Here is a 24,052-nt window from a genome sequence, read left to right on the forward strand (position 1 = left end):
ATCAAGTAAGCACCAACTTCGCCTGGGAGGCCCAGATCCAACAGATCGCCCTCGGCAGGCCAGAAGTCAGACCGGACCTCACCCCGGACGACGAAGCCCACGTCACCGAAGGGGACCGGTCAACGGGTCGGGACGGCGGGCCGCGGGGTGGCAAATCCAAATTCACCCCCGAGGCGACACCCCCACCACGACCACAAAGTCCCTGATACCTATAGCTACCTCTATGTGGTCGTGGTGAGGGAGAAGGGGCGCCACAGAAGGGCGCGACAGAGGGGCATCCGGTGGCGGATTCTTACTCCTGCGCCGCCACCGCGGCGGGCCGGTTCACCCTCCGGGCCACCATCACCGACCAGCAGGAGCAAGCCCGTCATGCCTGATGTCCTCGCCCACCTCGGATGGGGTTGCATCGTCGTCATCGCCGCCTTCGCCGCGGTGGCGATCTGCATCCTCGCGGCCACCATCGCGGCCCTGACCGCCCGGCACCCGGACACCCGGCGGCACAGCCTCCGGGTCATGCCCTGTCCCGGCTCGAACCTGGGGACATGCGGGCGTCGCGCGTCATTAGCACATATGTTTGAAGCTGGAGGTATCGTCCCGGTATGACGTCCTCGGATGCGGTATCGAGTCCACCCGGGCTGAGTCCTCGGCAACAGCACATCTTGGAAGTGATCCGCGAGCGGGTCCAGCGCGACGGGTATCCACCGACGGTACGGGAGATTGGTGCTGCGGTCGGGCTCAGCTCCCCATCATCGGTGGCGCACCATCTGAAGGTGCTCCAGCAGCTTGGCCTCGTTCGGCGCGCCGCCCACGGTCCGCGCGCCGTCGACGCCCGGCCATTGCGAGGCGTAGCCTTGACCGATGGCCCAGGCATGCGCCGTGGTGTCCGAGTCCCGCTGGTCGGGAGCATCGCTGCCGGTGTCCCGGTCCTCGCCGAGGAGCAGATCGAGGAGATTCTGACCTTGCCGTCCGAATTGGTCGGCCGAGGCACGCTGTTCGCGTTGCACGTTCGAGGCGACTCCATGGTTGAGGCGGGCATCGCCGATGGGGACATTATCGTTGTGCGACAGCAGGTGGTTGCCGATAACGGCGATATCGTCGCGGCGCTGATCGATGGCGAGGCCACCGTCAAGGTGTACCGCCGCCGCGCTCGGAAGGTCGAGCTGCTGCCTCGCAATCCGCTCTACGCGGTCATCCCAGGGGACCGGGCGGTGATCCTTGGCAAGGTGGTTTGCGTACTCAATCGTCCTGAGCACCGACAACTCCTAAGTTGATCGCGGAGGTCAGTCCGAGTACGAGCGCGGGGTGTCGCGATTGCCTATCACCACACCTACCACGACGAAACGGTCGATGCTGCTGCCGGTCGGGCGACGCCTAGCGACCCAAGCGGTCTCGCGGAGGTGCCGGACACCGTCGCTGTGATCGGTAAGGTCTAGCACTACGAGCTGCCCCAGTGCCGGATTGGTTCCGGCGTAGTCTCCGGCTTGGGTCAGGTAGGAATGCTCCAGCGCATCGTTACTAGCGTCGGTAAGTTCGCGTTTGATCTCGATATAGAAGCGGATCGTGCCAAAGCCGGCCTGGATGTCGACGCGGCCGGTCGCCACGTGCGACACCTCAAACTGCACTCGTCCCACAAGCTTGCCGCGTTGTAACCAGTCGAAGTAGTCGACCTGCAGCTTCTCCTCATGAGGGGCCTTCCTAGCCGGGAAGGGCTTCAGGTACGCAAGTGCGCCCGTCAACTGCATGTCGTGGCGTGCGGCGAGGAAGGTGGCCAGTTCCCAGGTGAGCAGACCGAAGTACTGACGGACTCGGCCGACGTAGTCGGGGCATTCGGCTAGGTCGTCCTCTAGCTTCCGCCGGATTAGGTCTACCTGAGGTCCTGCAGCGGCGTCGAAGCTTTCGCGGTATGCGACGCCCTCCATGAGGCCGAGGGCTTCGTCCGTCATGCCCTGAGCCGCGCGCATTGCCTTCTCTGGGCCAAGCCTGGCTACCAGGGATGGTGCCCGCTCAATTAGTCGTGCGAGCGCCGATGGGTCTCCCTCCGATGCGGTGCCGGTCTCGCGCGCGTGCCGTTGATCGGTCGGCCGCTCTGTCAAGACATCAACACGATTCAGTAAAACCTGCAGCTGTTCGGCATCGATGGGGGGGTCCTCTGAGGAGGCCGCCACCTCGGCGGCTTGCCTCAGGCCCGCCAGCAGCGACTGCTCCCGCACGATCCTCTGCTCGACGGTCGGACGAATGACAGCTTCTAGCCCTGGTGCGTTGGACATACCCGGCACCGGGATGACTTCCCGGTCAAGTTCGTACGCCTCGAGCACGGCTGCGAGCGCTTCCCAGACGTTCAGCCAAGCTGGCACGGCGACCTGCTCGGCGGCGTTCTCAAGAATGAGTACCAGCCTGGCCCATGCTCGCTCCGCCTCACGTCGAGGCCGGCGCCATTCGGGAGTATGCAGCCCTCGAAGCCAAGCGTCCCGCTTGTTCAGCAGGGACGACACCGAGTCGCGGGAGGCGACTAGCAGGTCGCGGTCGGCTCGAGAGAAGGCCATGATGGCGTCAAGACCGGCACCATAAAGCGCCGCATCATCACGGTTTTCCTCGGCCGCGACGGCAGTTGCCATCTGCTCGCGAGCCTGAACAAGCAGAGTGAGGACGTTTCCTGCTTGTTCGTTCGCGGCGCGGCGTAGCAGGTCCAGGCCGTACTCGAACGTGGCGTCCGCTGCGGCATCCGGGACCTCACGCAGGCTATCGAGATCTTGGCGCAGCGGAGGTGCGAGGTTCTCGTCAGTTCCCCAACGGTCGAGCGCGGCGCCGAGAAGCCGCGGAAGGCGCTCGGCGTATTCGGGGTCGATCCGCGTGACGTCGTCGAGTTCGAGCGCACTGAGTACGCGGACCGGCCGGGCTGCCTTAACGATGGCAAGGCGAAGCGCGCCTTCGAGGTGGCCGGCGGCGAGGAGCGGCTGTTGGTCGAGCGCATCGGTGTGCCCACGGAGGAGCGCGTCGCACAGTCGTTGGCCGAACTGTTGCACGAATGGCCCGCTGTTCAGCAGGGCGTCGACTGCGTCGTTCAGGGTCAGCAGACTGCGTTGGTGGGTGAGGCCCGTGAGCAAGGCGTCAACGATTTCGCTGCCGGGCAGTGTACCGATCTCAAGCGCGTGGGCGGTGGACTGGCAGGTGAGGTGGCCGAGTGGACCGGCTGCACTGTCGCGTATGGCATTGGTCTGGCCATCGGTAGGAAGGCGGCGCAACAACTCGGTGAGCGGTGGAGCAGTGTCCTGCGCAGCCGCGTCCGCCAGGAGTTGATCTAAAGCGTTCACCTCCACCTCCTGTTGTCGCAGAACCCGCGCCCGGTGGAACGTCAGCAGATGGCTACCACAATGGCCCGCCTGGTGCCGCTGGCGCAATGATGTTGGATCGGCTCAGGATCCTGCGTGTGAGGGGCTCGTCCGCAGTGGTGAGGATGACCTGTAGGCCCGGTAGGTCCGCAGCGGCCTGCTCTAGCTCGGCGAAGAGGGCGATCGCATCAACGTCTTGGACTTCCTCGGCCTTGGGACTGTCGATAAGGAGCAAGCCGGGGTGTGTAGCGAGACCGAATCGCGTCCCAACCCGCAGCAAGGCCACCACGACCGCGATGCGCAGCCGTAGCCGTTCGCCGTTGCTCTGGTTGCTGAACCACTCACGCGGTCCGCCGACCTTGTAGACTTGAAGCCGAGCCGCTCTGTCAATCTTGACCCGGTCCAGGTCGGTCATCCCGAACCGCCTAGCCGCTTCGACAATCTCGCTGTTAAGGGCATCGAAGAGACTTGCACTTGCCCTGTTCCCGTCGGTCTCTAGAAGCTTGATCGCGGCATCGAGGACACGCTGCACGTCGTCGACTATGCCGACCGTGGTGTTGTCTGGAGGCGTTAATACGGTGAGCATGCCCTCCATGCGTGCGATGAAGGCCATTAGATCTGCGCGCTCGCCGACCTGCGATGCCTGCTCGGCGAGTCGGAGCCCGTCCTCAACCAAGGCCAGCCTCTGACGTAGCACTTGGGCGTTGCCGGATGCTGCAGTCAACTCCGCTATGGCCGCTTGCTCGGCCTGCTGACTTGCCTTCAGACGGTCCTGCGCCTCTTGCTCAATCCGATCCCCGTCCTCGTCGTTGACCAAGGCGATTGAGCTCGCGCACACGGCACAACTGTGCGCCGCGCTCTCTGCCGCCCGACGAGCGCTCGTCACGGGTGCCTCGCACCGAGGGCACGCGATCGGGTCTAGCGCGTGGAACAGCGCACGAGCGACTGCGCTCTCCCGCAGGTTGTTCAGCGTCTTCTCGTCGCTCTGGCGTTGGGCCTTGAGCAGCTCATGTGTCTGTCGGGCGGCTCTAAGCCGAGTCTCGGCCTCCAACAACTCCGAGCCGAGCCGCGCCACAGTGGCCGCCAGTGAAGAAGCCGACTCGGTGGGCTCCGCTTCGGCGGTGATTTCGCGCAGCCGTTCATGAGCATCCGCCAGTTGCCGAAGGGTTTCCTCGTACTGTTGAGCTTGCCGGGCCCGGAGGCGCGCGACGTCGGCGGATTCTGCCTTCGCGCTGGCGGCACGGGAGTCGCGGATGGCCTTGACCCGGGTCAGAAGAGCGGCGCTCGGAAGGTCAACGAAGACTTGAAGGAGTCGGCCCGCCAGCCCTCCCATCACGATGTCACCGAGCAGCGCCCGGTCGCCGCCAACAGGGAGATAGAGCGCTCCGAAGTAGGCGGGCCATCCGTGTGCTGCTCGCCCGCTCGCCGCCTGTGTCGATGCGTTTTCGAGACGGCCCAGGTTCAACAAGTCCAACATCAGACCCGCTACTGCGTCCCCGTACGCGGCTGCGTCTTGGACTGCGACGACCTCTGTCACGCCCAGGTCGTGATCGGCCTCTCGGAGGTCTAGCAGGGCATCGATGGTAGGCGCCGAAAGGATACGGCCGTCAGTGATGCCGCCATGGTCCATGGTAAGCCGGAAGCCAAGAGCGCGACCTGCCACGACAGCGTCACAGTCCAGCTGCGAGATCCATGATTTAACGACACCCTGAAGATCATCGCGGTGTCTTCCCCGCAAGCACCAGGTGATCAGTTCCAGAACACTGGTCTTGCCCTTGAAGTTGTGGGCAACGAGTGCGGTCAGGCCACTCCCGAAGCTTAGGGTGGTATCGAAAGCACCCCTGGGTTCCACCGTGCGGTCGCCAGCGACGCGAAGGCGGCTTACTGAGATCGGGCGAGGGAGTGCTGCCGAGCTAGCCAGCGGCAACCCATACTCTTGGAATACCTCCAGCACCTGCTGGCGGCTAACCTCTGCCTTCAGCGCGATGCGGTCCGGTAGGTCACGCGAATCGTCGTCGTTGTCCATCACTGCTCCGCGGTTTCAGCCGCTTCGGCCTTCAGCTCTGCCAGCCGGGCCCTGGTCTGCGCCGCGATACTGCCGATTCGGTCGCCGATCGGCGTCTCCCGGTATTCTTCGTGCAGGTACTGGCGGGCCTTCAGCTCGGTGCCGCCGTAGCCCTCGGTGAGCGCGGCTACCAGATTTACCCGCTGGACGTAGTAGGTGAAGACCGGCTCGGTGGTGAGGATCGTGTCGACGGCCTGCCTGCCTCGTGCAGTGAGGAAGTAGTCGTGCTGTTGGACGTGGCCGGGCGTTCCGCGTTTCCGACGGATGATGAGGCCGGCGCTTCGCAACACGGCCAGTGCGTCGTCGAGTTGCTCGTACGCCCCAAACAGGTACCGAATCATGGGATACCGGCGTACCTCTGGCTCCTCGGAGGTGAGGATTTCTTCCGCCAACTGCAGCAGGTACGGCTCGCGGCTGGTCTCGTAATCCTTCAGCAGCGTCGCAGCGAGGAAGTCGGGGTTTCGCACCCAAAAATCGACCTTCTGGAGTTTCACCTGGGTCTCCAAGACCGCCACCGCGTCGGCGAGCATCGGGTCAGGCGCGGCGCTTTGCGGCATCGGCCCGGCGGTAGCGGCGATGATCAGGAGGACTCGGACGGCATCCTGCTCACGGCTTGTTGGGGGTGCGACCTCGACGTCAGCCACGCCCGCAGTCTAGGAAGATCCGCTCTGGTTGGCTACCTACCGCGAACCCGATCTCGCGTTCAGTATCCGACAGCTAGATCCCTGCCTCGCTAAGGTGCGCTGGGCGCATCGCGGTGGCAGTGCCGCTGCGGTCGGGCAGCAGGGCGCGGCTGATCGCCGTAACGAGGCGCACTGGCTCGCGTAGAAACATCGCGCCGGCGGTGAAGTCGCGAATGATCCAGTCCAGCGCTGGCCGAGATGGTGCCGCAACTCGACAGGCTGGCATTGGAGTGCACGACGTGGTCGGTGAACCGGACCGCGCGTTGACCTCCACCACCATCGATCCCAGGACAGACGGGCGGTAGCCTGGCCGATTCCGCCCGCGATGCCGAGGCAGGCCGCGATCCGCCCGTCATGCCCTGACGCGATAAATGGCCGCCCGGCCGGGCCGAACCAGATCAGTCAGCTGGGTGGCGACGCTCCATCCCAAGATCTTCGCGACGGTCACGTCGGCAATATCGAAGCCTAGCTTGTCACTCGCCGCATCAGCGAGAGCTGCAACGTCGCCCGGGAAATGACCACCGTTGTCGGTCGACGCAAGTACGGCCTGCCACACCGCCCGCCAGGTGCGGCGCCTTTGTGGGCTCCAAGCGGCAGCCCGTTCGTCGAAAGCTCGCAGCCGAGGATCTTGCGGACGACGCTGCCGTCGGACTACCGGTTCCGAGCGCCGAACCCGAAGCAGGTACGTGTTGCAACGCTCTCCGTTTCCCTGTTCGATGACTGTCAGTAGTCCGGCCTCTATGAGCCACCTCAACGCCTGTTGAACGTTGGCTCTGTGGGTGGGGCGTTGCCCTGAGGCCTCTCCGATGGCCGCCGCAATCTGTGTCGCTGACATGGCGACTTGCATGTTCTCTTTGGCAGTCTCGACGAGTAACCGCCAGACCGCGCGACGCAGGGCAGCCTGCCGGTGAGGGATGGTGGGCGACCTCACCCATGGCACGGATGGATGGTAGTGGTCGAAGAGCCGCAAGAGCGCCACACGGTCGGGTGGCTGATCGACCCGTTGCGGCCGAGGTTTACTGGCGGCCAACGGTATCGTCGAGGCCGCCGCGCTCTGCTGGTTGCCTGGCATCGATTCGCTCCGCAGAGGTAGCAGCGGGGACTGATAGGCGGCAGTGTGTCGCCCGACATCTAGGGCATTATCATGCACTGACAAGGCTGCTGGCTGCGACTTGCCTGAACCTTGTGATCGAGCCGCCGCCACCTGTTGACCTCGCGGCGCTTGGACACGCAGTGGCGAACGCAAGATATGCAGCCGGTCTCACGCTCGACGGCCTCGCCGAGCGCAGCGGCATCTCTCGACGGATGCTGACCGAGGTTGAACAAGGAAGGATCAATCCCAGCATTGGCGTCCTGCACGCCATCGCACATGCTGTTGATGTTCCGCTGGGCGAACTCGCCAGCGCTGCTTGCACCGACGGCGCTCGCTGACATGACCCGGTTGTCACCTCATACTGCCCCACCTTGTCAGCCTGCTACCCCGGCACGGGATCCGGTACGGTGCGACGAGAAACACGACAACCAGGTCGCCTAGGCTTGCCTCGTACGGCATCGCATCCCATACCACCAATCTGGCTGGATCAACGATCGTTAGGGCATCGCGTTCGGGTTTCGGAGCGGTAGCCATCCGTGAACGACATGGGTGCGGCGAGTCTCCAAGATCGAGCTCTGCTTGCAGGGGATGATGGTGCGTGTGAGGGCGCAGCGGCTCGGCCGGGTCGAGGAACACAGTCTCGGCTTGCGCTGGCGAGTGATCTTCCCCGATACCGAGCACGCTGCGGCGTCGTCTTATCTGCGGGAGCTGGCGGCGTCGGATTGCAGTCCGGCCACGCTACGCAGTTACGCGTTCGCGTTGCTGCGGTGGTTTCGCTTCGTGCGTGAGCGGTTGGTGCTCTGGGAGCGAGCGGAGCGGGTGGACGTGCGCGCGTTCGTCGAATTTCTTCGTGAGACGCCGAATCCGCAGCGGCTACGCCGCAGGCCGGACGCCCCGGCGCCGGGGTCGGTGAATCCACACACGGGTAAGTCGGTGCTGGGCCGCCATTACGCGAGTCGCACGATCAACCATCAGCTGACGGTGTTGTTTGGCTTCTACGAGCATGCCTGCAGGGGCGATTTCGGTCCGTTGGTGAATCCGGTTCCGGCGCAGCGCGGCCGCGACGGCGGGCGGTTGGTCGCCCATCACAATCCAATGGAGAATTTCGTCCTGCACCGGCGGGCGACCTACCGGCAGAAGACACCGCAGGCGACGTGGAAGGCGATGCCGGACGATGCGGCGGACGCATTGTTCGAGCAGTTGCAGTGCAACAGGGACCGGGCGCTGGTGTCGTTCTGGCTCACATCGGGTGCCAGGGCAGGGGAGTTGCTGGGACTACGCCACGGTGACATCGACGTGGGCGCGCGGACGATCACGGTGGTGAGTAAGGGTAGCCGTTTACGGGAGGCGATCCCGGCCAGCATCGACTCATTCGTGTGGCTGGCCCTTTACCTGGCGGAGACTCCATTGGCCGCTGAGGGCGGCCCGGTGTGGTGGACACGGCATCGACGGCCGCGGCCGCTGGGCTACCACGCGGCGCGGGCGGTGCTGTTACGGGCGAACGCACGGTTGGGCACGAACTGGACCTTGCACGACTTCCGGCACACTGCCGCTCAGCGACTGCTGGCGGATCCGGCATTCACGCTTGTGGATGTTCAGACGCTACTGCGGCACGCGAGTGTCACGACGACCCAGATCTACACCCGGCCGAGGCTGGAGGATCTGGTCGGCAAGGTTCTCGAGCACTACGCTCGGCCCGCCGCGCCGCCACCTGGCCTGGACCCCGGCTACGAGGCGAACGACGTTCTCGAACTGCTCGGGTTGCCGACGTGACCGACACGACGGTCGACGCCCAATCCGTGAGCACGGTCCCGCCATCCCAGCAGCAGGCAACCGTTACGCGGCAGGCCAGTGGGCGCCGGATCCAGCTGTTGTCTGCGCCAGGGTCGGTGCTCGCGCAGATGATCCCGCCCGACGACCGGTTCGGCCCGGCCGGAAAGCAGCGGTTGCTGCTGGCCTACGATGCCGGTCTGCCACCCCCACCGCTAATGGACGGCGCCGCCGGCCACCGGCTGCAGCACCTCGACTCCGACGACACCACCGCAGCGGCCGTCGAGCGGTTGGGACCCTGCCTGGCACCCACGGCCGCCGCAGAGGCAACGATGCGCCGGCGCACGCAACGGATCCTTGACTGGCTGACTGACTTCGATGGTGACACCTGGGAGGAGCGCTGGTTGTCGAGCGGCGCGGACGCAGCCCCGCGGACATGGGCGCGCGCTGGTTTCCCGGCCATCGCGGCGAAGAGCTTGGGGGAGGTCACGATCGGCGCCTACCACCTGATCCAGGCCAGAGTGATCCGGCCATCGTTCGCATGGCTACTCGAGTGCCGGCCGGGCGCAGCCGGCCTACGTCGTTTCGTCGAGATCGATTCGAGCGGCCCGCTGGAGCAACTGCGTGCTCTGCCGGCATATCGACAGGCCGTGGCCAGGCAGCAGATCGACGCCGAGCAGTGCATCACGCGGGTGATGATCCGCACCGGTAAGCCACTCGCCGACCTGCGCGGTGAAGAGCTGCTGCACTACGCCGACGTCGTCCGCACCTCGGGACGGCATCGGCGCGAGCACCTCGCCTGGGAACTGCTAGTCGCCCTCGGTGTGTTCACAGGAGAGCCAGCAACCTTACGAGCGGCATGGTCGGCGAAGGGCAACAGCCGGCAGCACTCCGTTGCCACGCTCGTCGACCGCTACGGCATTCCGAAGTCAGGTGTCCGCGACCTGTTCGTCGACTACCTCACCGAGCTCAAGCCCGGCATGGACTATGCATCGCTCACCGGGCTGGCCTACCGCCTGGTGCGGATTTTCTGGTGGCAAGTGTTGCAGATCAACCCCGAGCAGTCCGACCTGCGGCTGTCGTCGGAGACAATTGCCGCGTGGCGGGAACAGTTCGCGATCACCACCGACGGCAAGGCCCGCCGAGAGATCCACTCGACCCTATTCGGGGTCCGAGCCTTCTACCGGGACCTCTCCGAGTGGGCCCACGACGACCCCACTCGCTGGGGCGTCTGGGTGGCCCCATGCCCAGTGCCTCGTACAGAGTCCCGGGCGGCTGCCAAAGCGAAGCGCATGCAGAAGGCGACTACGCAGGCCCGCACCAGGGCGCTGACGCCGCTGCTTCCTCGCTTCCTCGCGGCCGCTGACGAACGCCGCAACTGGGGACGCAAGCTGATGGAAGCCGCCCTGGGTGCCGGCGAAGGGGCGACGTTCGGAATTGATGGTGTGACGTTCAGACGATGCCAACACGCAACCAGATACGACTACCTTCGGCCTTCGCTGATCTGGGCGAAGATCGTCGAGCAGGAACAGGCAGCGCGGCCGGTCCCCCTGGAGGGCGGCCGGGTGAACATCAGCCGCTCGGAAGACGACGCTTTCTGGGCTTGGGCGGTAGCCCATACCCTGCGGCTGACTGGCGTCCGGATCGAGGAACTGCTTGAGCTGACGCAGCTTTCACTGCGGCACTACACTCCGCCGAGTACGAACACCCTCGTCCCGCTCTTGCACATTGTTCCGTCCAAGACCGATGCCGAACGGCTCATCCCGATGAGCCCGGAATTGGTGACCGTGCTCCTGGCAGTGCAGCGCCGCGTGAAGGACCCCACTACGGGGCAGGTTCCGCTGTCGATCCGCTACGACCCGCACGAGAAGGTGCACGGCGAGCCGCTTCCGCACCTGTTCGCGCGCCGCCTCGGCACCCGTCAAGAAGTGCTCTCGCCGGCATACGTCCGCCGGCTTCTGATCACAACAGCCGCCTGGGCTGGCTTGGGCGACAACGACGAAGCCGTGTTCACACCGCACGACTTCCGACGTCTATTTACCACGGAACTGGTCAGTGCGGGACTTCCGCTGCACATCGTCGGATCCTTGCTCGGCCATCTAAGTCTCGACACCACACGGGGCTACACGGCAGTCTTCCCCGAGCACCTCATCGCCGCCCACGACGCGCTCGTCGAACGCCGCCGCCACCTACGCCCCGACGCCGAGATGCGCCCAGCCACCGGAGAGGAATGGACCGAGTTCGAGCAGCACTTCCTGCTGCGCAAGGTCGCCCTCGGCGACTGCCACCGCCCCTACGGCACGCCCTGCGTCCACGAACATGCCTGCACCCGCTGTCGATTCCTCAAAATCGACCCTGCTCAGCTCGGACGCATTGAGGAGATGACCACCAACGCGGAGGCCCGCCTCGTCGAAGCTCGTGAGAAAGTCTGGCTCGGCGAGGTCGCCGCGCTCGAGGAAAGCCTGACCCATCTTCGCCGACGCCGCGCCGAAGCAGACTCCCAACTGATCCGTCCCGATGCTCTGGACAGGATCACCGGCTAACGAGAGAGGATGCCCTCATGGACCTGCCCGTCATGCCTCCCGTCCTGCCCATGCTCGCCAAGCCCATCGGTGAAATCCCAGTTCATCAATGCTATGAACCGAAGTGGGACGGATTTAGAGCGGTGATTTTTCGGGACGGCAACGAGGTAGAGATCGGCAGCCGCAACACCAAGCCGATGACCCGCTACTTCCCCGAAGTCGTCCAGGCGGTCCTGGCGAACTTCCCAGACCGGGCCGTCATCGACGGCGAGATCATCGTCGCCGACACCACCCGCAACACCCTCGACTTCGAAGCGCTGCAGCAGCGCATCCACCCCGCCGCCAGCCGGGTAAAGCTGCTCGCCGAGCAGACCCCGGCCAGCTTCGTCGCGTTCGATCTGCTTGCCCTCGGCGACGAGGATCTGACCGAGCGGCCGTTCATCGAGCGGCGTGAGATGCTCGACCGGGCCCTGGCAGGCGCTCAGCCGCCGATCCACATCACTCCGATCACCCGCAACGAGGACACGGCCCGGCGCTGGTTCGGCCAGTTCGAGGGTGCCGGCCTCGACGGGCTCATCGCCAAGGACCCCGAGTTGACCTACCAACCCGACAAACGCGTAATGACGAAGATCAAGCACAAGCGCACCGCAGACTGCGTCGTCGCCGGCTACCGGCTACACAAATCCGGCGACGAACGGATCGGTTCGCTGCTGCTCGGTCTCTACAACGACGAGGGCACGCTGGTCTCCGTGGGCGTCATCGGTGCCTTTTCGATGGCCGTGCGGCAGGAGCTGTTCGTGGAATTGCAGCATATGGTCACGACGTTCGACGGGCACCCTTGGAACTGGGCCGCGCACGAGCAGGGTGAGCGCACCCCGCGGCGCAACGAACAAAGCCGGTGGAACGCCGGTAAGGATCTGTCGTTCGTCCCGCTGCGTCCGGAACGCGTGGTTGAAGTCCGCTACGACTACATGGAGGGCGAACGGTTCCGCCACACCGCCCAGTTCGAGCGCTGGCGCCCGGACCGCGAGCCGCAGTCGTGCACGTACGCCCAGCTCGAACGCCCGGTCCGCTTCAACCTCGCCGACGTGCTCACGAGCGACTAAAGATTCCTAACTTTCTGAGCCTTGTAGGCGGGTGCCAGCAGATGATGGCGCAGGCGTTCCGCTCATCGCCGTGCTTCAAGTGGGCGTCACCAGGCGGGAAGTGGGAGACGTGCTCAGCGCAGCGGTCCAGATGCAAGGCTCCACACGCCTCGACCATCCTCACCAAACAACGTCTGCGTTCGCAATCAGGGGCCGGCGCGCTCGCCACCGGCAGCGCGGCTGACGATGCCGACCGACCGCCTCCGCCCGCCCGCTCGGGCGGTCCGGCGCAGCACGAGGTCGGCCGACGGCCGGGGCTTTACTGCCCGGCCTTGAGGACCTCCTGTTCGATTCAAGTGTGAGGGTTAGATACCGTGCGCTCGTTGTCGCATCTTCATTCATTCGGTTCATCCTTGCTAACTCCTAAGGGAGGCGCGATGGTGCTGCAGCGCGTGACGGAACCCGCGATGGTCCTTAACTGCGGTCGTGTCGAATTTTGTACGTCTGGGCGCCCAATGAGCGTCTCTCAGTGAAATTGCGGCGGCCGTTCTAGCCGTCTTCCTCGTCCACGGAGAAGCTGTCGATGATGAGCCACAGCGCGTTTGCGGCGCTAGTCTGACCAAGTTCATCCAGGATCGTAGCCTTTGTGCGGTACATCCCAAGCAGTCGATGTCGATATGCGGGATCGACTACTGCCGGTGATAAGTAAATGGAAATCGCCTCAACCACGGCCTGTTGTGCCTGCGGAAATCTGAGCTCCGATCCTACGCACAACTCGGCATATGCCCAGAGTAAGAGTGCCAACTCACGCAGTTGGCCGTCGGATCCCAGTTGGATCAACCGCCTACGAACCTCTATCGCCTCTTCGACTGCATCCAGCCCTTGGTCCTGCTGACCTGACTGCACCCGCCGGAGTCCCAAGTTGGCCAGTGACGAGGCCAATTCAGACAGTGAAGTCGCAGAGCCTGAGGCAGCTCTGATCCTACGAGCCTCGGCTGCTTGTTCGAGCGTGGCCAACCCCCGTTCCGGCTCACCTGCCTCTAGGAGCGCTGCGCCGAGAAGGCTCAAGGCAAGAATGAGCATGGCAGAACTCCCCTCGGCATCAGCTTTAGGATCTGAGCGGCACAATACGACCGCTTCCTCTAGAAAGGGGAGCGCTTCTGCCGCCCGCTCCGACTGCACCATGACGTTACCGAGAGCAGTCAACGACGTCGCGAGATCAGCAAGGTGAACGGCCGGGTGCGTTGTCGCGAGCTGCCGGAAGATTCCCTCGGCCTCCCGTATCGGACTCAGGGCCTCCGTTGCCTGCTTCGACTCGAAGAGCCATGCACCGAGGTTGATCAGAGATCTCGCAAGGCCGGCTAGGTGAGCGGCCGGCTCGGCAGTCGCCAGCCGACGGCGGATCGCCACAGACTCTCGGGCCACGGCTAGGGCTTCGCCCAACTGGTTGAACGCTGCCCATCGCACGGCGTTGTTGAGCAGTGACATGGCAAGCTGCGGTTCCCAGCGAAGGGGGTCCGACTTGGCCAAACGCCGGTAGATTTCCAGCGCCTCGATGTCTGGCGGTAATGCCTCTGGCCACCGGTCAAGCTCCGACATCCGGACGGCGAGATTCGTCAGCGCCGCGGCAAGCATAGGCTCCCATGTTGCAGGGTCCGCTTGGGCGAGAAGTCGCATGATGCCCGTTGCTTCTTCGGTGGGTGCCAGCGCCTCCTGTGGTTGATCCAGTGCCGACAGGAGAACGCCGCGGGTGTTAAGCGCCTCCGCCAGCTGAGGCAGGGCCGCCACGTCTTTCTCGGTCACCTCACGATAAAGGTTGATGGCTTCTTCGGTTTCCAGAAGCGCCTCGTGATGCCGTGCGGCTTTGGCCAGCTGAAGAGAGTGCATGTTGTGTAGGTGGGCGCGTGCAGCTGGATCGCTTGTCCGGGCGAGGCGATGGTGAGTAAGCCGATCGCTGACGGCAGCGGCTGCAACATCAAAATCGAGGTGCGGTCCATCCGGCAGCAATGGTTCGAGGGCTTCCAACACTCTCATGTCGATGCTGGGCAGTCCCGTGAGTCGGACGACGGTTGCTCCTCCTGCGGCTAAGGCCAGGTGCGGGTGAGCACGCAGGAGTGGATATAGCACGCGAGTGGCGACATGGGGCCACCGACGCGCTGTCTCTACCAGAACGCTGATGGCGTTCACCGTCGACACCGGCGCTTTTCCATGCCCGGCCAGAAACGCGGCCGGTGCCGTCTGGGTCCAGTCGTCAGTGAGGCCGGCATCGTGGTGAGAATGGCCGGGCACGGAGAGTGCGATGAAGTCCTCGCCCAGCCGGTCCGGATGCAACGCCTCCATCACCAGCTTTGGGTCCGTCGGCGGGTGGCACACGCTGTGGTCGTCAATGATCTTGTCGGCCGCCGTGACATCAGTCGCCAGGGCGGCACCAACTAGCGCCCGTCTGGCGTCGAGCCTCGGCAACGCTCCAATCAACGTCGCCATGAAGACAGCCCGGTGCATCGTCTGAGGCAAGGTAGACAGCGGAGTTTCGCGTGTCCACATCTCGTGCCAGTAGCGCTGCTCACGCCGCAGTAGGTAGGCCGATACCGCATAAGAAGATGTTGGCGGGGAATCGCCGTGGCGCAATGCTTCAACCGTCGCGAGGGCGCTCATGTGGATCGCGAGCAGGCGGGCGAACGCCGGCCCGCCGAGGTCCGGTACCGGCCACCCGCCGGCATGCTCCGATCCCAGCGCCCTGGCGAAGCGGTCTGCCGCAGCAATGAACAGAGCGTCGGGATTACAATTCCCACCAACAAGCGAGGGCAGCGCAAGCTCGTCCGTAGCGGCCTGCAAGTCGGCCTCAGCTCGATCGGCTACAGCAGGCCACCAGTGCTTGGCCGACCGGGCCAGCAGCAGTGCGCGAACCACCACCCCGGCCTTTGCATTGCACTGCTGCATTGCGCTGAGCAACGCCAGCAGCGTTGAGAAGGGCCAGCGGTCGGCGTAGTCGACAATCGCTAGCACTGCCCTGCCGGGCAGATCTAGGGCTCGTGCCTGTGGCTGCGGAGCGGGCCCGAGTGTCGCCTGCCAAACGGTCCAGCCCGCACTCGCGTGCCGTGTTGCCATTTCCGCAGCGAGGCGAGACTTGCCTTGGCCGCCAGCCGCGTGAATCAGTCGTACCGCTACCGGCTCGGGGCTACGCATCCACATGGCCAGGTCATTGAGGGTTTGGCTTCGCCCGGCGAACGGCACGATCTGATGGCGGGCCAGCAGAAGGCGGCTGGGCTGTGCCCGCGCGCGCTCAGGCGAGAGCGCTACCGGCTCGAGATTTGCCGGTACCACCCGGTAGGCAGGTAGCTCCGTACCGACCGTGACGCTGCCCTCGACATGTGAAACCTGGATCAAGTCGCCGAGAACGACGCTCTGGGATACCGTCTGCGCGGCCGAAGGCCGCCAAAGCGGGCTCACCTGTCGATGTCGACGTCGCCGCCGACATCGTCAACTTGCCGTACCGGTCCGGCCGTCCAAGTATTCGTAACCGACTGATCACCGCCGTCGATCGTGGGCCCCGATGGAGCAGCCCCGGCGGTGGAGGCTAGGGGATGAGGTAAGTCGTCGGCCGTTCGGCCGATGTGCACGCTGCCCCGGGCCCCGCGCACCTGCGCCACTCCGCCACCGACTATCGACCCGTGTAACCGTTGTCTGGCCATGCCCCGATTCGCAACGAACCCGCCCCACGCGGAGAGACCCAGCCCCGCAATCGCGACGAACAACGCCATTATGCTGGCCCACTTGTCGGCGTTGTCCAACCCCTCGGCTGCGAGGAACACTCCGATTCCGGCAACTAGTAGGCCGGTAATGACCACCGTGACGGACCGCCAGATCCGGTTGTCGCTCGCACGCCCCATCGCACCATCATGGACCACTGTCCATCGCATCGGCCAGTCCAGCGTTTCGTCGAGGGATGGCGGCCCGGCGTCAAGGCTGCGTCATGATCGAATAGACCATCTTGGTCGACAGTGCTGTTGGCCCGGCTGCTAATACAACGGGCAGGCATGGGGGTCGTCACCTGCTACGCGGTGGAGCCCTCGAGAGCCGCGGTGCCAACTCCGAGCCGAGAGAAAGGCGATTGTCCTCCTCGTCGTGGCCCTCATCGGCGGGGGCACCGGCTGGCTCGCTTCGCGAGGCGCCGCAAGCTCGCCGAAGGCGGTGCGCCACAAACGTCAGGTCAGTCGCCACCGACCTTTACGTAAGCTTTCTGTGCTGCAATCCGTCCGTCCTGCTAGATGCCAGGGGGCGGTTCGTCGATGAGGCCTGCGGGCTCCTGCACGGCACTCCCGGCCGGTGGAGTCTCATCGCCATGGCTTCCCGAACGAGCCCGTGTACTCGGCACCCACCGCCGCCATGTACCGCTGAAGATCCCGGATGGTCACCGGCTCCGGCCGCAGGCCTCGAAATCCAGCCAGCGCAACTGGTCCACCAACAGGTGCGCGTAGGTCCGATCGGGTCCTCCGCTGGAGTTCAGTTAAGGAACCCGTCCCACTTGGGCTCGTAGGTCACCCCGGGCGTGGTGGGCAGCTTGGGAACGCTCTTGGCCAGCATCGGCTCGACCGGAGGGTTGATCGGCAGGTCCACGCCGACCAGTCAATCAGACGGTGCCGACAGTCGTGAGGCAGATCACCGTGGATGGCGGGGCGGCGTGTCGCCCTCCGCGTCGCTCGTCCCCACCGGGCGAATCGAACAACCCCAGGTCAGAGCTACTTTCGCGAGGTGTCCGAGTGGGTCTGTGACTGCTGCGGGCGGTGGCGGGTGAGCGTCGAGCTGATCCGGGGCCGCTACCGCTTCCGGCTGACCCGCCGCTACCCGGAGCGGTTCGGCGGCGGCCGGAACGTGCTCGGCGAGGTCGGCTCGGTGCCCGAGCTGGAGGAGCTGTTGCGTCGGCGTACCCCGCTCACCCTGGCCGACCTGCGCGAGGCCGCCTGATCGGCGCGGGCGGCGTCGTGCGGCCGGGAACTACCGGGTGCCGGGCCCGGGTGCCTCCACTGAGGAGGGACGGACGGCGCTGAACGCCGGTGTCACAATGCTCCCGGCGGCCTCGTCTGCACCCGTGGCGGTGCCGAGCGGCGCCGCGGGGGAGGGGACACCATGCGGTTCGAGGCCGATACCGAGATCGCCGCGGATGCCGAGCAGGTCTGGGCGGTGCTTGTCGACGTGCCCCGCTGGCCCGAGTGGACGGACTCGGCGACCCGGGCCGAGCGGGGGGAGCCGGGGCCGCTGACCGTCGGCGCTACCGCACGACTGACCCAGCCGAAGCTGCGGCCGGCGGTCTGGCGGGTCACCGAGCTGACCGAGCGGCGGGAGTTCGTCTGGGTCTCCGACGCGCCGGGTGTGCGGACCACCGCAGAGCACCGGCTGCTGCCGCTGCCCGACGGGCGTACCCGCGTCGAGTTGGCCTTCAGCCAGTCCGGCCCGCTGGCCGGCCTGATCGGCTGGCTGTACGGCGGACGGTTCCGCCGCTATGTGCGGATGGAGGCCGACGGGCTCAGGCGTCGCTGCGAGCGGGGCTGACCGCGCCGGTCGTACCCTGACCCGTGTCCGGTCGAGGTCGAGGGGGCAACGGTGGCCGAGCTGACGTACCCGGAGGTGGGGTCGACCCGGCACGGGCCGCTGCCCGGCGGGTACCACCACCTGCGCCACCGGTATCCGTTGCCCGGCGGCTGCTTCGAGACCGCCGCCGACGCGGTGCTGAGCTGGCGGCTGCACCGCGCCGCCGGCGTCCGGATCCGCACCGACGCGCCGAGAGCCACCGCCGGTGTGCTGGTGACCTCCGGCCTCGGTGTCGGCCCGGCCCGCGTCTGGGGGCCGTGCCAGGTGGTCTGGAGTGCGGACTCGCCCACGCTCGCCGGTTTCGGCTACGGCACCCTGCCCGGGCACCCGGAGCGGGGCGAGGAGGCGTTCGAGGTCGTCCGTGACGACAGCGGCGCGGTCTGGTTCGAGGTCCGCGCGTTCAGCCTGCCGGACCGCTGGTTCACCCGCGTCGGAGGCCCGGCGGTCCGGGCCGTGCAGCACACGTACGCCTGGTGGCTCGGCCGCACCCTGCGTCGGCTCTGTGCGGGTCGCTGAACACCTGGCGCCGGAGCGACTCAGAACCGGGCGAACGAGCGGATCGGGGCGCGCGGGCCGTACTTCGGTGCCCGGATGCCGGCCGCCTCCAGCAGCAGACACACCCGGCCCCGGTGGCCTCGGAACGGCTCCAGCAGGGCCATCATCCGGCCGTCGTCGCCCCTCGGTTCGCCGGCGAGCGCCCAGGCCACGGTGTTCGGGATGTGGTAGTCGCCCACGCTGACCGCGTCCGGGTCGCCGTACGCGATCCGGACCACCTCGGCGGCCGTCCACGGCCCGATGCCGGGGATCGCGGTCAGCCGGCGGGTGGCGTCGGCGGCGTCGGTGCTGCGCTCCAGGCGGTCGGCGAGCGCCGCGGCGCGACGGAGCGTGTCGGCTCGGCGCTGCTCGACCCCGAACGGGTGGAACACCCAGTACGGGGCCGCGGCGACGGTGGCTGCCTCGGGCGGCAGGAGCAGCGGCTGTAACGGGCCGGGAGCCGGCTCCCGGAAGTGCCGCACCATCGCCGAGTACGCCCGGTAGGCCTCCTTGCCGGTGACCTTCTGCTCGAAGACCGCGCGCAGCAGTCGGGGGAAGACCTCCCCGGTGGCGGGCATCCGGAGGCCCCGGTGCTCCCGGGCCAGCCGGGCGACCAGCGGGTGCGCCGCGGCCAGTTCGGTGAAGCCGGTCAGGTCGTCGCGCAGCCCGGCGATCGCGTCGGCGCGGGCGAGGACGTGCTCCGCGCCGGGGCCGTACCCCTCCGCGAGCAACTCGCCGCCAGTCGGTCGCAGCGCGAGCGTGGCCGGACCGTCCGGGGTGCGGGTGGCCCACCAGAAGGTGCCGGCCGCCACCCGGGCGCACGGATCGTACGGGCTGAAGGTGAGCGCGCGGACCGAGGCGGACAGCCGGTAGCCGACCGGCGGGCGCAGCACCCTGGTCGCGGCGGGTTCGGTAGCGGTCACCCCGCCACTCTGCCAGGTCACCGTGGGGGCTGGCGACCGCCGTACCGGTCCGGCCTGGGAACCCACCCCGGACACGACGGTGGCCGGTCGCGCCCTCCCCGGCGACGACCGACCACCGTGCCCTCGTGGGCGACCAGGCTCAGTACGAGTAGCCCGCGCCGCCGGCGTCGTTCGAGCCGCTGTCCGCCGGCGGTGCGACCGCCTTCGGCGTGCCCTTGGGCAGGCAGCTCAGGTTCTTCTTGCCGTCCGGCTGGACCACGAACCAGGTGCCACCGACGGCCTGGCCCTTCCACTGGCCGGGCTTCTTGTCACCGATGTAGCGGTAGACCGGCCAGCCAGCGATGGTGAGCTGACGGGTGCCGTCCTGCCGGGTCACGCTGCCGACCTTGTCGTCCGAGACGCCGGTGAGTTCCGGGTTGCCGTCGGTCAGTGCCGGGGGCCACACCTCGGCGCACTTGTCGACGCAGTTCGACGACGGCGGGTCGGCGGTGTCCTTGTCGAAGCGGTACAGGATCCAGCCGTCCTGGTCGGTGACCACCTTGCCCATCCGGGCGACACTCTTACCGACCAACTTCTCCGTCAGGTCGACGTCCGCGGGCGGGGCGTCGGCGGCGGACGCCTCCGCGGAAGCCGATGCCTCAGGTTCAACCGTCGCGGTGGGCTCGGCCGCGGCGACGGCGACCGGCTCGGCCGCGCTCGAGTTCGCCCCGTCGTAACCCGCGGGAGCGCAGGCCGTTAGTGCGACCATCGCGCTCGCGACGATGACGGTCCGCTTCATCTGTGCCACGTGCCCTCCTCATTCTTGACAGTTCACCCATAGGTACGGCGGGCAGGCTGTCAAGGTTGAAGTAGTAACAGTGGTCAATTTCACGTAAACCGATTGAACCGTTTCCGGCCGCCATGCGTACGCCCCCGCGAGGGATCCTGCGCCCAACGACAGATCGGCGCCGGTCATTGTCACAATGACCGGCGCCGATGCGGCAGGCACTCTTACATGGGTACGGTGACCAGCGGACTCGCCACGCCGTTGGCATCCACCGACTGCACCTGGAGCTGCTTGATGTCCTTCGGTAGAGCCGACGTCGAGGCGCTCAGCTCAAGACCCTGCGGCCGGGTGTTGGTGCCATAGCCGCCCTCCGGCACCGACCAGGTCGAGATGACCTCGGTGGTGGCGTTCTTGCGTACCACCACCAGTCGGCAGATACGTGGGCCGGGCAGCTTCCGCAGGCTGAAATTGATCCGGGTGCCATAGTCCTTGGTCACCAGGAACATGGTGGTCTGCACACCGGTGGTCGGGTCGGTCGCCTCGACCTGGTCGCCCTCCACCTCGGTGCCGCCCACACCCGGGCCGCTCGGCGCGGCCGTCGGCACGCTCGTCGGCGGGTCGTTCGGCGCGCTCGGCGTCGACTCGGCAAGCACCCCCGGCGCTTGCCCGTTGCCGGTCACGCTGACGAAGCCGTACCCGGTCAGACCGCCGAAGACCACCACCGCGGCGGCCGTCGCGAGCATGTGACGAAACCGGGTACGCCGCCGGTCGGCCCGGACCGCGCCGAGCGTCCGGTCCAGCAGGGCCGGGTCGGTCGCCGTCTGCTCCAGCGCCATCATCGTCTCGCCGTCGATGTCGGACAGCAGCCCGACCACCGGCACCATCGTCTCCAACTCGGCCGCGCACGCCCAGCAGGTGGCGAGATGCTCCTCGAACCGCTCAGTGTCCTGCTCGTCGAGCACACCGAGCGCGTACGCCGCGACGTCCATGTGGTCCGGCCGGCTCATTCTGTCACCCCCCGCTCCTGCAGAGCCGTGCGCAGCGCGCGCAGCGCGTAGTAGACCCTCGACTTGGCGGTGCCGAGCGGCAGGCCCAACTCCTCGGCGGCCTCCGGCACCGTCCGCCCCCGGAAGTACGTCGAGATCAGAATCTCCCGGTGCGACTGACTGAGCGTCCGCAGCGCGTCCGCCACCGTCATGGTCCGCAGCACCCGGTCGGTGCTGTCCGCCTCGGCGAACGCGGTGAGGTCCCGGTCGTACGTCTCCGGCGGCCGGGCCTCCTGGCTGCGGTGCTCGTCGATGGCGATGCGGCGGGCCACAGTGACCAGCCACGGCCGCAGCGAACCCTGCCCCTGGGTGCCCAGACGGTGCGCGTTGCGCCAGGCCCGCAGCAGCGTCTCCTGGACGATGTCCTCCGCGCGCTGCCGGTCCCCCCCGGTGAGGCGCATGACGAACATCAGCAACGGGCCGGCGTGCTCGGCATAGAGCTGACGGATCAACTGGTCGGAGTGGCTGGCCTCGGTCGTCGTCGCCTGATGGCGCCCGGGCGCCGGTCGCGGCGTCACCGGACCATTCTGGCGAGGCGTCGCCCGCGCGTCGACCCCCCGGGCAGACGAGGTTGACCGTGACGAGGGCCGCGCCGACAACCAGTCAGCGCGTACCGCGTCGCCATGCCAACCGGCCGCCACCGCGTGCATGCAGACCTCCGGGATGTCCGTGACCAACGCCGGCCCACGAGGTGGGCCGCCCGGTGGTACGCAGCGCCGACCCCAGCGGATCAACGAACGACGAAAAAACTTCCCCGCCGCTGTCGAGTGGACGGTCAGCGGCGAACCGAGAACAGCCCCGGCGGTGGCGGATCGGAGCCGGTCGCGTCGGCGTCCCGCACCACCTGCGCGCCACCGACGAAACGGTCCAGGTCGTCGCCGGCCACCACCCGGCCGGGGAACCAGTCGCCGGCAGCGCGTCTGGTCAGCTCCGGCACCGGTGGTGTGGACCGCCCGGCGACCAGCACCAGATTGCCGTACCGGCGCCCCCGCAGCACCGCCGCGTCCCCGACCAGACAGGCCTGCGGCAGCACCGAACGGACAGTGGCTACCTGCCCACGGGCGTGCCGCAGCGGCGGACCGTCGGCCAGGTTCGCCAGGTACCAACCGCCGGGGCGAAGCACCCGGGCCACCTCGGCCGCGTACTCCACCGACGTGAGGTGGGCCGGCGTACGCGCACCGGCGAACACGTCGGCGACCACCACGTCGTAGCTGGCCTCCCGGGTGGACGCCAGCACCGCCCGGGCGTCCTCCACCCGTACCCGCAAACGGGCGTCGGACGGCCACGGCAGCGCCCGTCGAACCAGTTCCACCAGCGCACCGTCCACCTCGGACACCCGCTGGGTAGACAGGGGTCGGGTGGCGGAGACGTACCGGGGCAGGGTCAGCGCGCCGCCACCCAGATGCAGCACCCGCAGCGGCGCACCGGCCGGTGCGATCAGATCCACGGCGGCGGCCAACCGTCGCACGTACTCGAACTCGAGGTGAGTGGGGTCATTCAGGTCGACGTGCGACTGCGGCGCGCCGTCCAGCAGCAGCGTCCACGAGCCGGCCCGGTCCGGATCCGGCACCAACTCCGCCAGCCCGGTGTCCACCTGCTCGACCACCCGGTCACCCGCCCGTTTACGCCCCACCGGAACCAGTATCCGCGCTCATCGGGCGGCGCGGGCCGCGGCGGTCAACGCACGGTGCAGCAGCCGGGAGTCGCCGAGCAGGGCCCGCAGTCGGCGCTCCAGGCCGGCGATCGGGATCAGGTTCTGCGGGGCCCGCGGATCCTTGTACGGGGTGGAAGCGAAGCGGGGCAGGGTCACCAGGGACAGGTCGGCCAGCTCGATCGCCGCCTCGACGGGCAGGTCGGCGGAGCACTCCACCCGAACGACGCCCGCCCACGGCGCGCCGATCGCCACCGGAAGCCGCAAATACCACGACCAACCACCCCAGGCGGTGCCGAGCCGGAACACCGGGGACCGCTCACCCGACGCCATACCCGTCACCACAGCGGTCAGCCGGGCATCCAGGTACTGACTGTGCTGGGTCTTGATGTAGCCCAGGGTGCGCGGCAACTGCCGACGACTGCGCAGCGGGCCGTCCACCACCAACAGGTCACCGTCGACCCGGGCGGCGTCGGACACCGCCACCTCCAACGCGGTCAGCGGGCCCTGCACGGCGGCCGGCAACTTCGCCAGCTCACCGGTGCCACCCACCCGGTGCACCGGGTAACGGATTGCTCCCGCCACCACGTCCTGCGCCGACGGGCTCGCCGTGAACAGGCCCCGACCGACCCGGGTGCCCGCCAACTGCGCCGCACCCCGCCCCAGGTCACACCGGACGACCCCGGCCGCGTACGAGGCGGCCAACCCGGGGAACGACAGGCCGTCGGTCTCCGCCGTCCAGATGCTCGCGTCGATGCGGCGAACCCCGTCGACAAGCAACACCACGTCGGGCGCCCGCACCCCCGGGCGTACCCCGATCGCCCGCCAGTCCACGGCGGGCAACTCCACGTCCGCGTCGACCTGCGCGCTGCTCGGCGCGGCCGGCCCGGCGGCGGACGCCTCGAACGACGCCCCGTACGCCGGATCCCACGAATCCACGAAGAACGCGGCGTCACTCACCGGCCGGACCGTTCCATCCGCGCTGCACCCCTCGCG

19 protein-coding genes are annotated in these 24,052 nt (G+C 67.2%); 8 read left to right on the forward strand and 11 right to left on the reverse strand.

All coding sequences use genetic code 11. The features are described 5' to 3' along the window. Positions 1-599 precede the first annotated feature (599 nt). Positions 600-1,271, forward strand: a complete 672-nt coding sequence (gene lexA / locus KBX08_RS11470) for a transcriptional repressor LexA (protein ID WP_210783148.1) — start codon at positions 600-602, stop codon at positions 1,269-1,271. Positions 1,272-1,280: 9 nt separating this feature from the next. On the opposite strand, the gene KBX08_RS11475 is transcribed toward lexA, so the two are convergent. Genes KBX08_RS11475 through KBX08_RS11485 form a run of 3 tightly spaced genes read right to left on the reverse strand, consistent with a single transcriptional unit; the run spans position 1,281 to position 6,038 of the window. Beyond that, a complete protein-coding gene (locus KBX08_RS11475; RefSeq protein WP_210783150.1) occupies positions 1,281-3,317 on the reverse strand; it encodes a hypothetical protein in 2,037 nt (678 codons plus the stop codon). A 46-nt stretch (positions 3,318-3,363) separates the two neighbouring features. Further along, positions 3,364-5,355, reverse strand: a complete 1,992-nt coding sequence (locus tag KBX08_RS11480) for an ATP-binding protein (protein WP_210783152.1) — start codon at positions 5,353-5,355, stop codon at positions 3,364-3,366. Then, on the reverse strand, positions 5,355-6,038 hold the full coding sequence (locus tag KBX08_RS11485; RefSeq protein ID WP_307850512.1) for a hypothetical protein: 684 nt from the start codon (positions 6,036-6,038) through the stop codon (positions 5,355-5,357). Before KBX08_RS11485 ends, KBX08_RS11480 begins: the two co-directional genes overlap by 1 nt. Positions 6,039-7,262: 1,224 nt before the next feature. Between KBX08_RS11485 and KBX08_RS34680 the strand changes: the two genes are divergently transcribed. The 4 genes from KBX08_RS34680 to KBX08_RS11505 all read left to right on the forward strand — a co-directional run bounded on the left by KBX08_RS34680 (position 7,263) and on the right by KBX08_RS11505 (position 12,568). Next, positions 7,263-7,508 carry a helix-turn-helix domain-containing protein gene (locus KBX08_RS34680; RefSeq protein ID WP_210783154.1) on the forward strand — a complete coding sequence of 82 codons (246 nt, stop codon included), beginning with the start codon at positions 7,263-7,265 and terminating at the stop codon, positions 7,506-7,508. 250 nt (positions 7,509-7,758) lie between these two features. Continuing rightward, the gene (locus KBX08_RS11495) at positions 7,759-8,943 is read left to right on the forward strand and encodes a tyrosine-type recombinase/integrase (RefSeq protein ID WP_210783156.1); all 1,185 of its coding nucleotides are present in this window, start codon (positions 7,759-7,761) and stop codon (positions 8,941-8,943) included. After that, a complete protein-coding gene (locus KBX08_RS34685) occupies positions 8,940-11,483 on the forward strand; it encodes a tyrosine-type recombinase/integrase (RefSeq protein WP_210783158.1) in 2,544 nt (847 codons plus the stop codon). The genes KBX08_RS11495 and KBX08_RS34685 overlap by 4 nt, the downstream gene beginning before the upstream one ends. A gap of 17 nt (positions 11,484-11,500) precedes the next feature. Then, a complete protein-coding gene (locus KBX08_RS11505; RefSeq protein WP_210783160.1) occupies positions 11,501-12,568 on the forward strand; it encodes an ATP-dependent DNA ligase in 1,068 nt (355 codons plus the stop codon). 528 nt (positions 12,569-13,096) lie between these two features. Here the strand turns inward: KBX08_RS11505 and KBX08_RS11510 are convergent. Both KBX08_RS11510 and KBX08_RS11515 read right to left on the reverse strand, forming a co-directional pair. After that, the gene (locus KBX08_RS11510; RefSeq protein ID WP_210783162.1) at positions 13,097-15,934 is read right to left on the reverse strand and encodes a tetratricopeptide repeat protein; all 2,838 of its coding nucleotides are present in this window, start codon (positions 15,932-15,934) and stop codon (positions 13,097-13,099) included. Positions 15,935-15,993: 59 nt separating this feature from the next. Beyond that, positions 15,994-16,437: a hypothetical protein gene (locus KBX08_RS11515; RefSeq protein WP_210783164.1), complete on the reverse strand. Its 444-nt coding sequence runs from the start codon at positions 16,435-16,437 to the stop codon at positions 15,994-15,996. Positions 16,438-17,299: 862 nt separating this feature from the next. Here KBX08_RS11515 and KBX08_RS11520 point away from each other — a divergent pair. From KBX08_RS11520 to KBX08_RS11530, 3 genes are all read left to right on the forward strand, one after another. Beyond that, positions 17,300-17,512: a hypothetical protein gene (locus KBX08_RS11520; RefSeq protein ID WP_124858806.1), complete on the forward strand. Its 213-nt coding sequence runs from the start codon at positions 17,300-17,302 to the stop codon at positions 17,510-17,512. A gap of 162 nt (positions 17,513-17,674) precedes the next feature. Further along, positions 17,675-18,097 (forward strand): SRPBCC family protein, encoded by a 423-nt coding sequence (locus KBX08_RS11525; protein WP_210783166.1) that lies wholly within the window; start codon positions 17,675-17,677, stop codon positions 18,095-18,097. Positions 18,098-18,148: 51 nt separating this feature from the next. Continuing rightward, positions 18,149-18,652 carry a DUF1990 family protein gene (locus KBX08_RS11530; RefSeq protein ID WP_210783168.1) on the forward strand — a complete coding sequence of 168 codons (504 nt, stop codon included), beginning with the start codon at positions 18,149-18,151 and terminating at the stop codon, positions 18,650-18,652. Positions 18,653-18,672: 20 nt separating this feature from the next. Here the strand turns inward: KBX08_RS11530 and KBX08_RS11535 are convergent, their stop codons facing one another. The 6 genes from KBX08_RS11535 to KBX08_RS11560 all read right to left on the reverse strand — a co-directional run bounded on the left by KBX08_RS11535 (position 18,673) and on the right by KBX08_RS11560 (position 24,016). Further along, on the reverse strand, positions 18,673-19,593 hold the full coding sequence (locus KBX08_RS11535; RefSeq protein WP_210783170.1) for a DNA-3-methyladenine glycosylase: 921 nt from the start codon (positions 19,591-19,593) through the stop codon (positions 18,673-18,675). 139 nt (positions 19,594-19,732) lie between these two features. After that, positions 19,733-20,380 (reverse strand): hypothetical protein, encoded by a 648-nt coding sequence (locus KBX08_RS11540; RefSeq protein ID WP_210783172.1) that lies wholly within the window; start codon positions 20,378-20,380, stop codon positions 19,733-19,735. Positions 20,381-20,583: 203 nt separating this feature from the next. Next, positions 20,584-21,366, reverse strand: a complete 783-nt coding sequence (locus KBX08_RS11545) for an anti-sigma factor (RefSeq protein WP_210783174.1) — start codon at positions 21,364-21,366, stop codon at positions 20,584-20,586. Further along, positions 21,363-22,055: a sigma-70 family RNA polymerase sigma factor gene (locus KBX08_RS11550; RefSeq protein ID WP_091400696.1), complete on the reverse strand. Its 693-nt coding sequence runs from the start codon at positions 22,053-22,055 to the stop codon at positions 21,363-21,365. Before KBX08_RS11550 ends, KBX08_RS11545 begins: the two co-directional genes overlap by 4 nt. Positions 22,056-22,180: 125 nt before the next feature. Then, positions 22,181-23,038 (reverse strand): spermidine synthase, encoded by an 858-nt coding sequence (locus tag KBX08_RS11555; protein ID WP_210783176.1) that lies wholly within the window; start codon positions 23,036-23,038, stop codon positions 22,181-22,183. An 18-nt stretch (positions 23,039-23,056) separates the two neighbouring features. Continuing rightward, on the reverse strand, positions 23,057-24,016 hold the full coding sequence (locus tag KBX08_RS11560) for a hypothetical protein (protein WP_091400698.1): 960 nt from the start codon (positions 24,014-24,016) through the stop codon (positions 23,057-23,059). Between the last annotated feature and the right edge of the window lie 36 nt (positions 24,017-24,052).

The organism is Micromonospora sp. H61 (assembly GCF_018070325.1).
GTDB lineage: Bacteria > Actinomycetota > Actinomycetes > Mycobacteriales > Micromonosporaceae > Micromonospora > Micromonospora salmantinae.

Coding starts and splice junctions, on each gene's coding strand:
- KBX08_RS11480 (WP_210783152.1), bottom strand. CDS start 5,355: ATGGACAACGACGACGATTCGCGTGACCTACCGGACCGCATCGCGCTG.
- KBX08_RS11525 (WP_210783166.1), top strand. CDS start 17,675: ATGCGGTTCGAGGCCGATACCGAGATCGCCGCGGATGCCGAGCAGGTC.
- KBX08_RS11495 (WP_210783156.1), top strand. CDS start 7,759: ATGATGGTGCGTGTGAGGGCGCAGCGGCTCGGCCGGGTCGAGGAACAC.
- KBX08_RS11545 (WP_210783174.1), bottom strand. CDS start 21,366: ATGAGCCGGCCGGACCACATGGACGTCGCGGCGTACGCGCTCGGTGTG.
- KBX08_RS11550 (WP_091400696.1), bottom strand. CDS start 22,055: ATGCACGCGGTGGCGGCCGGTTGGCATGGCGACGCGGTACGCGCTGAC.
- KBX08_RS11505 (WP_210783160.1), top strand. CDS start 11,501: ATGGACCTGCCCGTCATGCCTCCCGTCCTGCCCATGCTCGCCAAGCCC.
- lexA (WP_210783148.1), top strand. CDS start 600: ATGACGTCCTCGGATGCGGTATCGAGTCCACCCGGGCTGAGTCCTCGG.
- KBX08_RS11515 (WP_210783164.1), bottom strand. CDS start 16,437: ATGGGGCGTGCGAGCGACAACCGGATCTGGCGGTCCGTCACGGTGGTC.